9 protein-coding genes and 1 pseudogene are annotated in these 10996 nt (G+C 70.7%); 8 read left to right on the forward strand and 2 right to left on the reverse strand.

Translation table 11 applies throughout. The annotated features are described in order from the left end of the window. A partial coding sequence (locus JYK17_RS39355; protein WP_222812266.1) for a cytochrome c oxidase subunit I occupies positions 1 to 669 on the forward strand: 669 nt, incomplete at its 5' end. After that, positions 666 to 1007 (forward strand): hypothetical protein, encoded by a 342-nt coding sequence (locus tag JYK17_RS39360; RefSeq protein WP_222812267.1) that lies wholly within the window; start codon positions 666 to 668, stop codon positions 1005 to 1007. The genes JYK17_RS39355 and JYK17_RS39360, both read left to right, overlap by 4 nt. A gap of 144 nt (positions 1008 to 1151) precedes the next feature. Here the strand turns inward: JYK17_RS39360 and JYK17_RS39365 are convergent, their stop codons facing one another. Continuing rightward, positions 1152 to 1853, reverse strand: coding sequence for a TetR/AcrR family transcriptional regulator (locus tag JYK17_RS39365; RefSeq protein ID WP_108015581.1), 702 nt, complete (start codon positions 1851 to 1853; stop codon positions 1152 to 1154). Positions 1854 to 2022: 169 nt separating this feature from the next. Here JYK17_RS39365 and JYK17_RS39370 point away from each other — a divergent pair, with 169 nt between their 5' ends. Beyond that, entirely contained in the window at positions 2023 to 3276 is a 1254-nt protein-coding gene (locus tag JYK17_RS39370) for a YncE family protein (RefSeq protein ID WP_222812268.1), read from the forward strand. A 401-nt stretch (positions 3277 to 3677) separates the two neighbouring features. Here JYK17_RS39370 and JYK17_RS39375 read toward each other — a convergent pair whose 3' ends face one another. Then, the gene (locus JYK17_RS39375; RefSeq protein WP_222812269.1) at positions 3678 to 5684 is read right to left on the reverse strand and encodes an elongation factor G; all 2007 of its coding nucleotides are present in this window, start codon (positions 5682 to 5684) and stop codon (positions 3678 to 3680) included. Between the two features lie 229 nt (positions 5685 to 5913). On the opposite strand from JYK17_RS39375, the gene JYK17_RS39380 reads away from it, so the two are divergent. The 5 genes and pseudogenes from JYK17_RS39380 to JYK17_RS39400 form a co-directional block, all read left to right on the forward strand. Beyond that, positions 5914 to 6384 carry a (2Fe-2S)-binding protein gene (locus JYK17_RS39380; protein WP_108015584.1) on the forward strand — a complete coding sequence of 157 codons (471 nt, stop codon included), beginning with the start codon at positions 5914 to 5916 and terminating at the stop codon, positions 6382 to 6384. Then, positions 6381 to 8744, forward strand: coding sequence for a xanthine dehydrogenase family protein molybdopterin-binding subunit (locus tag JYK17_RS39385; protein ID WP_128801061.1), 2364 nt, complete (start codon positions 6381 to 6383; stop codon positions 8742 to 8744). Before JYK17_RS39380 ends, JYK17_RS39385 begins: the two co-directional genes overlap by 4 nt. Beyond that, entirely contained in the window at positions 8741 to 9595 is an 855-nt protein-coding gene (locus JYK17_RS39390) for an FAD binding domain-containing protein (RefSeq protein WP_128801062.1), read from the forward strand. Before JYK17_RS39385 ends, JYK17_RS39390 begins: the two co-directional genes overlap by 4 nt. Before the next feature lie 54 nt (positions 9596 to 9649). Beyond that, entirely contained in the window at positions 9650 to 10507 is an 858-nt protein-coding gene (locus JYK17_RS39395) for an AAA family ATPase (RefSeq protein ID WP_108015587.1), read from the forward strand. Between the two features lie 5 nt (positions 10508 to 10512). After that, positions 10513 to 10996 (forward strand): annotated as a pseudogene (locus JYK17_RS39400) (hypothetical protein); the annotation flags it as partial.

The following is a 10996-nucleotide window of genomic DNA, read 5'->3' on the forward strand; positions in this document are numbered from 1 at the left end:
GTGAAGTTCTTCAACTGGATCGGCACCATGTGGAAGGGGTCACTGAGCTTCGAGACCCCGATGCTGTGGGCCACCGGCTTTCTCGTGACGTTCCTCTTCGGCGGCCTGACGGGCGTGATGCTCGCGTCGCCGCCGCTGGACTTCCACCTCTCCGACTCGTACTTCGTGGTGGCGCACTTCCACTACGTCGTCTTCGGCACCGTGGTGTTCGCGATGTTCTCCGGCTTCCACTACTGGTGGCCGAAGATGACCGGCAAGATGCTCGACGAGCGTCTGGGCAAGATGACGTTCTGGATGCTGTTCATCGGCTTCCACGGCACCTTCCTGGTCCAGCACTGGCTGGGCGCCGAAGGCATGCAGCGCCGGATTCCCGACTATCTGGCAGTGGAAGGGCTGACGACGCTCAACACGGTCTCGACGATCTTCTCGTTCCTGCTCGGATCGTCGCTGCTCCCCTTCTTCTACAACGTGTGGAAGACCGCGAAGTACGGCAAGAAGGTCGAGGCCGACGACCCGTGGGGCTACGGCCGCTCCCTGGAGTGGGCGACCTCCTGCCCGCCCCCGCGCCACAACTTCACCACACTCCCCCGCATCCGCAGCGAGTCCCCGGCGTTCGACCTGCACCACCTTCAAAATCCGGCTGCGGACCGGGAGTTGACCGCGCCATGAACAGTGAGGACGCGCAGGTGCTCCTGAACGAGATCGAGGGGCATCTGCTGATCGCCGCCACGCGCGAGGAGGGCCGTACGGCCGCGGCGCGGTTCAGCGCCCCCTTCGACTGGCTGCCGCAGGACCGGCGCGAGGAGGTGGAGCGCCGGTTCGAGACGGAGTACCTCGCGCTCGCCCGCGCCTCGTGGCAGCACACCGCGGAGCGTGCCGCCGAAGTGCGGGACGAGTACGAGGCGGCCTACCGCGACCTGCGGCGCCGCCTGCTGGCCGGCTGGCTGCTGGCGTGCGCCGCGCTCATGGCCGCGGGCGTCGTACTGGTGCCGCTCACCCGGCTCTGAGCTACGACAGCGCCGTTCGTCTCGGCGCACCAGCGGCTCCGGATGATCCCACCGTCATGGTCGTCATGTGCCCGTGTGCCCAAGTGCCCGTGTGCCCGTGCTGGGGGCTGCACGCGCGGCGGGCGGTGCGCCCCTCGCCGGCAGTCACCCCTCCCCCTTTTCTCCGGTCCCCTCCCCCTTTGCTCCAGTCCCGCCCCCCTCCCACCCCACCGGCCGCAGTATCGCCAGCAGTTGCCGCACCAGTTCGTCGACCACCTCGTCCAGGGTCGCGTTCACCGAGCCCGCGCTCCAGTCGTGGAGCAGGCCGTTGACGCTGCCGATGAAGGCGGTCGCGGCGATGCGGTAGTCGCGGGGGGCCGCCTCGCCCCGCGCCGCGGCGGCGTCCGCCTCGCCGCAGATGAGGTCGACCCAGCCGGAGCGCCGGGCGAGGCGCTGCTGTTCCAGACGCGGGCTCACCCCGATGATCTCGACGAAGGTGATCCTGATCCGGCGTGGATCGCCGGTGACGTTCGCGGCGTAGGCACGGAAGATCTTGGCGACGCGTTCGGCGAGCGGCAGGCCCTGCACCTCGGCGAACGCGGCCAGGACGGCCTCCTGGGCCCAGTCGTTGACCTGGAGGTGCAGCGCGGCCAGCACATCCTCGAGGGTGCGGAACTCCTCGTAGAACTGCCGCGTCGACAGGCCGGCGGCCTCACTCAGGGCCGCGACCGTGGTGGCACGGTAGCCGGGGTCGTTGCCGAACAGTTCGAGCGCGGCGTCCAGGAATCTTCTGCGCCGGTCGGCCTGTCGTTCCGCGGCGGTCTTGCCGCCGTAGCGCCCGGTGGGTGCCCTGAGCCTGCCCGCCACTGACCCTCCTTCGTCACCCGATCCGCCAAGTTTGTCGTGCACGCGGTCTTGTGGAGAAGGTGCCCGTTCCTTACTTTCCAGTAAGCAGGATTCTGAAGGCGTCTGTTTTCAGATTCTTGCCCCGATGGTTGACATGCCCTCATCACTGCACCCAGAGGAGAGAGCACTCATGCCTGCACTCAGATCCAGGCACCTTTGCTCCGTAGCCGCCGCCCTCGTCCTGACCGTCGCCGCCCCCGCGACCGCCGCCACCGCCGACACACACTCCTCCGCCGCCCTGCGCGAGGTGATGTTCGTCGGCAACAACTGGGACGGCACCGCCGATGTCATCAAGTCCACCGGCGACTTCGCGAAGATCGGCCACCTCGACGTCATCCCGGACAAGGACCAGCGGATGGCCGAGATCAACGCCGACCCGATCAAGTGGATCTACTTCATGGCCATCCGCAACGGCGTCGGCGAGGGCCACGACCAGTTCGCGGACGACATGTACTCCACCCCGGACGGTAGGTCGGTCGTGGTCTCGCGGCCGAGCTTCGCCGACGTCGTCTCCATCGACCTCGCCACCGGCAGCATCAACTGGCGCTTCCCCGTGTCGGGTTACCGTGCCGACCACATGGCCGTCTCCCCCGACGGAAAAAGGGTCGCGGTCTCCGCCTCGCTCTCGAACACCGTGCATGTGCTGGACATCGACACGGGCAAACAGCTTGGCTCGTTCGCGACGGGCGACAAGCCGCACGAGAACATCTTCACCAAGGACGGCAAGTACATCTGGAACATGTCCATCGGGGACGTCAACACCGCCCTCGACGACCCGGCCTGGGACTGGACCAAGGGCGACCGGCACATCACCGTCGTGGACGCGACGACGTACAAGCAGGTCAAGGTCATCGACATGCGCGACCGGCTCGACGCGTTCGGCCTGAAGGACTTCTCCGACGCCATCCGCCCGGCCGTCTTCTCGCCCGACGAGTCGAAGTTCTACTTCCAGGTGTCGTTCTTCAACGGCTTCTTCGAGTACGACGTCGCCTCCGACAAGATCACCCGGATGAAGACGCTGCCGAAGAACCCGGCGACCAGCTCGGACCGCACCACCTGGGTCAACGACTCGCGCCACCACGGCATTTCGATGAACCCGGAAGGCACCAAGCTGTGTGTCGCGGGCACGATGGACGACTACGCGACCGTCGTCGACCGCGCCACGTTCCAGGAGGGCCCGCTGATCACCGCCTCCAAGCCCTACTGGGCCACGGTCAGCGGCGACGGCAAGGACTGCATCATCTCGGAGAGCGGCGCCGACCAGGTCACCGCCATCGACTTCGCCACCGGCCAGAAGGTCACGTCCGTCCCCGTCGGCGACCATCCGCAGCGGGTACGGCTCGGCCATGTGCAGAGCGACTGGACGGGCCCGTCGACGGACTGAACCCAGGAGTGCGCTCAGGACTGAACTGAGGACTGAACCGAACCACCCGCGCGGACGGCGCCGGGCCATGCAGGTCGGCGCCGTCCGCGCTGATCGGGCGCGGTCCGTCCCGCGATGTGGGTGTGCCGGTGACCGCCGATCATGAAAGGCGCGTCGTCGGGAGATCGGATGCCGGGGGCCGCAGACGGTCGGGGTGCCCGCACCTCGAAGCCGGAGCGCGTCCATGACCGACCCCATCAGCAACCGCACGACCCGCCCCACCGGCGCCCCGACGGTTCGGCGGCAGGCCGGCCGACCACGTCCACCCGGCCGTCGTCACGTCCTGGGCCCACGGCGCGGTGTCCCTCCTCGCGACGGCCGTATGCGGGTCGCCGGGAACGAGACGCTGCTTCCCGGAGGGCTCAACTCCCCACCCGGCGCGTGACGTTCAAGAGGTACTCCTTGCGGTTGAGGGGGTTGTGGTCCGTGCGCGGGCGTTCGGGGATCTGTCCGTGGGTGATCGGCGCGTAGTGGTCGAAGGCGCTCTCCAGCTCGCCCTCGCCGCGGGTGAGCCCGGGCAGCCGCTGCTCCAGTTCGTGCACCCGGCCCGCGGGGATGTCGCCCTCCAGCACGCAGCCGGCGCCGCGTGTCTCGGTCGTCCGCGCCACGGCCCGCAGCGCGGCCAGCACCGGCAGCAGTGCGCCGAGCGTGTCGGCCGGTGCCTCCAGGCGGAAGCGGTGCATGGGCTCGTGGACCTGCGTGCCCGCCCGGCGCAGCGCCTCGACCAGGACCAGCGGGGTGACCCCGCGGAAGTCCGCGCCCGTGCTCGACATGCTCTTGTCGAAGCCCTGGTGGGCGTGGCTCTGGCGGGGCGAGTAGCCGGAGTGAGTCATCGTGACCGTGCAGTCGGCGACCTGCCAGCCGTGCAGGCCCTGGCCGAGGGTCTCGCGGACGGTGTCCTCGACGGCCCTGAAGAAGGCGTACGGCATCGAGCCGAGCTCCACCTCCAGCCGGAAGCCGATGCCGGAGCCGATCGGCGCGGGGTCCACGCGCAGGCCGACCGTGGCCAGGAAGGGGTTGTCGTCCTTCTTGTTGAACTCGACCGCCGACCCCGTGCCGGCCGGCCGCTCGATGCAGATCGTCGTGGTCTCGCGGAAGGTGACCTCGAGGCCGAACTCCTCGGCGAGGGTGGCCTGGACGACCTCCTTCTGCACCTCGCCGTACAGGGACACGGCGGTCTCCCGGCGCACCTCGTCGTGGCGCAGGTCGATCAGGGGGTCCTGCTCGGCGAGCCGGGTGAGCGCGAGATGGAGCCTGCGGTTGTCCGTGCCGGGCCCCGGGACGACGACCGTCTCCAGTGTCGGCGGCGCGAAGAAGTGCTCGTACGCCTTGCGCGGCTCGCCGAGGGCGTCGCCGATCCTGACGTCGGCGAGGCCCCACAGCCGGGCGATCCGGCCGGCCGGGACGGCGTCGGCGCGGGCGTCGGTGCCCTGGTCGAAGACGCTGATCGCGGTGATCCTGCCCTCCTGGGAGCCCTCCGCGAACGGGATCCGGTCGCGGGTGCGCAGCGTCCCGGAGAACATCCGCGCGTACGCCACTTTCTCCCCCGCCGGGCCCCGCTCGACCTTGAAGACGGTGCCCGAGACCGGCCCCTCGGGGTCGCCGTCGGCCGGGGGCAGAAGCTCCTTCAGGCCGGTGACCAGGGCGTCCACGCCGGCGCCGGTGATGGCGGAGCCGAAGTAGACGGGGTGGACGAGGGCCTGGCGGGTCTGGGCGATCAGGGCCACGCGCAGGGTGGAATGTGACATAGCACTGGCACGGCCCTCCACATACGCGGCGAGCAGCTCGTCGTCGTGCTCCGCCAGCACATCCAGCACATCCAGCACATCCAGCCCATCCAGCGCCCCCACGCCGACCCCGGGCCGGAACGAGGCGTCGGGCGTCCCCGGCACGTCGGCCGTCCCCATCGGCACGACCGCCGGTGTGAGCCGCTCGCGGATCGCGCGCAGGACGCCGTCGATGTCGGCGCCGCGGCGGTCGACCTTGTTGACGAACAGCAGGGTCGGGATGCGCAGCCGCTGCAGGGTCCGCATCAGGATGCGGGTCTGTGCCTGGACCCCCTCGACGGCCGAGACCACCAGGACGGCGCCGTCGAGCACGCCGAGCACCCGCTCCACCTCGGCGATGAAGTCGGGGTGGCCGGGGGTGTCGATGAGGTTGACCGTGACGTCGTCGATCGCGAACGAGACGACCGCGGACTTGATGGTGATACCGCGCCGGCGCTCCAGCGCGAGGGTGTCGGTGCGGGTGCTGCCGGCGTCGACGCTGCCGATCTCGTCGGTGATCCCGACGGTGTGCAGCAACCGCTCGGTCAGACTGGTCTTACCCGCGTCCACGTGCGCGAGGATGCCTAGGTTGAGCAGATGCACGAAGCGTCATGTCCTTCGAAGAGTGGGTCGTTCCTTCCTGGGTGGACATGAGCGATGTGCGCATCGGTGCTCCTTGCATCTGTTCCGGCTGCGTCCCGAGCAGTGCAGCAGAGCCGCGCCCGCGACGGCAATGGATTAACGCTCAACGAACCTCGGTCCCAGCACTCGCCGCCTCTCCCCGGCGGCCCTACAGTGACCTACATCACGCCCCGTGGTCCTGGGAGGGCTCATGACCCGTATCTCGGTGAAAGTGGACGGCACGACGTACCAGGACGAGGTGGAACCCCGTCTCCTGCTGATCCACTACCTGCGCGACCGGCTCGGACTGACCGGCACCCCGATCGGCTGTGACACCTCGAACTGCGGGGCGTGCACGGTCGAGCTGGACGGGGTCAGCGTCAAGAGCTGCTCGGTGCTCGCGGTCCAGGCGGACGGCGGTGAGGTGACCACGGTCGAGGGTCTGGCCCGGGACGGGGAGCTGTCCGGCCTGCAGCGGGCCTTCCACGAGAAACACGCCCTGCAATGTGGTTACTGCACGCCGGGGATGCTGATGGCCGCCCGTGATCTGCTGCGCGAGCACCCGCACCCCACCCCGGACGAGATCCGTCACGCCCTCGAGGGCAATCTGTGCCGCTGCACCGGCTACCAGAACATCGTGCAAGCCGTCCAGGCGGCCTCCGAGCAGGAGGTGTCGGCATGACCGACCAGGCCACGGAGCGCGAGGTCGGCCGGGCCCGGCCCCGCAAGGAGGACGCCCGCCTGATCACCGGGCAGACCAACTGGACCGACAACATCAGCGTCAACGGACTGCTCCACATGGCGATCCTGCGCAGCCCGATGGCGCACGCCCGCATCACCCGCGTCGATGTCTCCCCGGCCCTCGAACGCCCCGGTGTCATCGCGGCGTTCAGCGGCGCCGACCTGGCCGAGGGGCTGGGTTCGCTGCCCTGCGCCTGGCCGGTGACCGAGGACATCGTGCTGCCGGACCACCCGCCGATGGCCGTCGACGAGGTGCGCCACGCCGGCGACCCGGTCGCGCTCGTGGTGGCCCGTGACCGCTACGCGGCCGCCGACGCCCTGGAGGCGATCGAGGTCGACTACGAGCCGCTGCCCCCGGTCCTGGACCTGGAGGCCGCGCTCTCGGAGGACTCCCCGCTGGTCCACTCCGACAAGGGCACCAACCGCTGCTACGTGTGGCCCCTGAAGACCGGCGAGTCCTTCGACTCCGTGCGCGAGCGCGCCGAGGTCACCCTCACCCGCCGCTACCACCACCAGCGGCTCATCCCCAACGCGATGGAGCCGCGCGCGGTCGTCGTCACCCCGCTCGCCGCGTCCGGCGAGTACACGCTGTATACCGCCACGCAGATCCCGCACATCGTGCGCGTCATGATGGCGGTCGTCACCGGCATCCCCGAGCACAAGATCCGGGTGGTCGCCCCCGACGTCGGCGGCGGCTTCGGCTCCAAGCTCCAGGTGTACGGCGAGGAGGCGCTCGCGCTCGCGGTCGCCCGCAAGATCGGCCGGCCGGTGAAGTGGACCGAGTCCCGCTCCGAGGGCTATCTCGCCACCCACCACGGCCGCGGCATGATCCAGGACATCGAGATCGCCGCGAACCGCGACGGCAAGCTGCTCGGTCTCAAGGTCGACCTGCTGGCCGACATGGGCGCCTACCTGATGCTCGTCACCCCGGGCATCCCGATCCTGGGCGCCTTCATGTACCCGGCGATCTACAAGATGGACTCCTACGACTTCACCTGCACCGGCGTCTTCACGACCAGGACGCCGACGGACGCCTACCGCGGCGCGGGACGCCCCGAGGCGACGTACGCCATCGAACGGATCATGGACGACCTGGCCGTCGAACTCGGCCTGGATCCGGTGGAGTTGCGGCGCCGCAACTGGATCGGGCACGAGGAGTTCCCGTACACCTCGATCGCCGGTCTGACCTACGACAGCGGCAACTACGAGGCCGCCACGGAGAAGGCGCTCGGGCTCTTCGACTACGACAAGCTGCGCGCCGAGCAGGCGGACCGCAACCGCCGCGGGGACGCCGTCCGTCTCGGCATCGGCGTGTCGACGTACACCGAGATGTGCGGGCTCGCGCCGAGCCGGGTGCTGCGGGACCTGAGGTACTCGGCCGGCGGCTGGGAGGCGGCGAGCATCCGGATGCTGCCCACCGGCAAGGTCGAGGTGGTCACCGGCACCAGCCCGCACGGCCAGGGCCATGTGACCTGCTGGAGCCAGATCGCCGCCGATGTGCTGGGCGTGCCGTTCGAGGACGTCGAGGTGGTGCACGGCGACACCAAGGCGTCCCCGCAGGGCATGGACACCTACGGCTCGCGGTCGCTGGTGGTGGGCGGTACCGCCGTCCACAGCGCCGCGCAGAAGGTGGTCGCCAAGGCGCGGAAGGTGGCCGCCCACCTCCTGGAGGCGAGCGAGCAGGACCTGGACTTCTCGGGCGGTGTGTTCTCCGTCAAGGGCTCCCCGGACGCCCGCAAGACGATCCAGGAGGTCGCCTTCGAGACGTTCACCTCGCACGACCTGCCGGACGGCTTCGAGCCCACCATCAACGCCGAGCACCTGATCGACCCGGACAACTTCTCCTACCCCCACGGCACCCATTTGTGTGCCGTCGAGGTGGACACGGAGACGGGGCAGACACACATCCGCTCCTACGTCTGCGTCGACGACGTCGGCAAGGTCGTCAACCCGATGATCGTCGAGGGGCAGGTGCACGGCGGTCTCGCGCAGGGCATCGCGCAGGCGCTGTACGAGGAGGCCGTCTACGACGACGAGGGCAACCTGGTCTCCGGCACGATGGCCGACTACTTCGTGCCGTCGGCGGTGGACCTGCCCGAGTTCACGACCGAGCGGACCGAGACACCCGCCACCTCGAACCCCTTGGGCGTCAAGGGAGTCGGCGAGGCCGGGACGATCGCGTCGACGCCCGCGGTGGTCAACGCGATCGTGGACGCGCTGCGCCCACTGGGGGTCCAGGACATCCGTATGCCGTGCACACCCGAGCGGGTGTGGCGAGCGGTGAGGGAGGCCCAGGCATGATTCCTCCGGCATTCGACTACGCCCGGCCGGACAGCGTCGACGAGGCGGTGCGCACCCTCGCGGGCGCCGGCGAGGAGGCCAAGGTGCTGGCCGGCGGGCAGAGCCTGCTGCCGCTGCTGAGGCTGCGGCTGGCCTTTCCCGAGCTGGTCGTGGACGTCGGCCGCATCCCCGAGCTGCGCGGGGTGCGCGAGGACGGCGACACGCTCGTCATCGGCGCGATGACCACGCATCACGACGTCATCCACGATCCGCTGGTGCGCCGGCACGCGGCCCTGCTGGCGTCGGCCACGGCGACCGTGGCTGACCCCGCGGTACGCCACCGGGGCACCCTCGGCGGCTCGCTCGCGCACGCCGACCCGGCCGCGGACCTGCCCGGGGTGGTGCTGGCACTGGACGGCGAGCTGGTGGCACAGGGACCGGGCGGACGGCGCACGATCCCGGCCCGTGAGTTCTTCGTCGACTACCTCCAGACCGCCCTCGCACCCGACGAGCTTTTGGTCGAGGTGCGGCTGCCCAAGGCGGACGGCTGGGGCTTCCACTACGAGAAGTTCCACCGGGTCGCCCAGGCCTACGCGATCGTCGGCGTGGCCGCGCTGGTGCGGCGCGACGACGGGCACATCGCCGAGGCCCGGGTCGGCCTGACCAACATGGGCTCGACCCCGCTGCGCGCCGCGGCGGCCGAGGCGGCCCTGATCGGAGCCGGGGACGCCGAGTCCGTGGCGAGGGCCACGGAGGCGGCCGCCGAGGGGACCCACCCGTCCCAGGACATGTCCGCCTCCGTCGAGTACCGCGAGCACCTGGCGCGGGTGCTCACCAGGCGGGCGGTCCTGGCCGCCGCCGGAATGGGGTGAGCGGCGATCAGGGACAGGCAGGACCCGGCCGCGGACGTCGCGGGTCCCGAGCAGATCCGGACCCGCCTGGAGGCGACGGGCTATCTCGTCGACGACGGGCTGGCGACGGCCTGCTTCCTGGCCCTGCGGCTGCACCGGCCGATCTTCTGCGAGGGCGACGCCGGCGTGGGCAAGACCGCGCTGGCGTCCGCCCTCGCCCAGGCGCTCGGCGCACCCCTGATCCGGCTGCAGTGCCATGAGGGCATCGACGCCTCGCAGGCGCTCTACGACTGGGACTTCCCCCGTCAGCTGCTGCATCTGCGGGCCGCCGAGGCGGCCGGTGTGAAGGACGCCGACCGGCTGGAGGGCGAGCTGTACGACCGGCGCTTCCTGGTCGCCCGGCCGCTGCTGAAGGCGCTGGAGACCCAGCCGTCGGTGCTCCTCGTCGACGAGATCGACCGCGCCGACGACGAGTTCGAGGCGTTCCTGCTGGAGCTGCTGTCGGAGTTCTCCGTCACGATCCCGGAGCTGGGCACCCTGCGCGCCGAGGTGCCCCCGGTGGTGGTGCTGACCTCCAACCGCACCCGCGAGGTGCACGACGCGCTCAAGCGGCGCTGTCTGTACCACTGGTTCGACCACCCCGGCTTCGCCCGCGAACTGGCCATCGTACGGCGCAGGTTGCCCGGTGTGTCGGCACGCCTTGCGGAGCAGGTGACCGCGCTGGTGCAGGCCCTGCGGTCACAGGAGCTGCTCAAACCGCCGGGGGTCGCCGAGACGATCGACTGGGCCGAGGCCCTGGACGCGCTCGGCGCGAGCGAGGTGGACGCGGAGCTGGCGGTGGCGACCCTGGGGTCGGTCCTGAAGTACCGCGAGGACGCCGAGCGGGCCCGGGGGCTCGATCTGGCGGCCGTCCTCGCGGCCAGGGGGGCGTGAGCGGTATGGCCGACGGGGCGCGGTGGGCCGACAACGGGGGCCGGGGGCTCGTCGACGGGCGCGGGCCGGACGGCGGGCACGCCGACGCCGTACTTCTGGGGTTCGCGCGTGCCCTGCGGGCCGCCGACGTCGACGCGAGTACCGAGCGGGTGCACGCGTTTCTGGGCGCCGTGGACGAACTGCGGCCCGGGATGCGGGCGGACGTGTACTGGGCGGGACGGCTGACGCTGTGCGGCGGGCGGGACGACCTGGAGCGGTACGAGCGGGTGTTCGCCGCGTACTTCGGTGACCGTGCGCCCGCCGGGCACCGCGCGGCCGCCACTCCCCCGCCGCGGCTGCGCCTGGTCGTACGGGAGGGCCCCGCGCCCGGCACGGCCGCGCGGGGCGAGGAGGAGCAGGTGCCGCCCGCGGCCGCGCTCGCCAGCGCTTCCGAGGTGCTGCGCCACCGCGACGTCGCCGACCTGGACCCGGTCGAACGGGCCCAACTGC

It is taken from the genome of Streptomyces plumbidurans (assembly GCF_019857225.1).
Classification (GTDB): Bacteria; Actinomycetota; Actinomycetes; order Streptomycetales; family Streptomycetaceae; genus Streptomyces; species Streptomyces plumbidurans.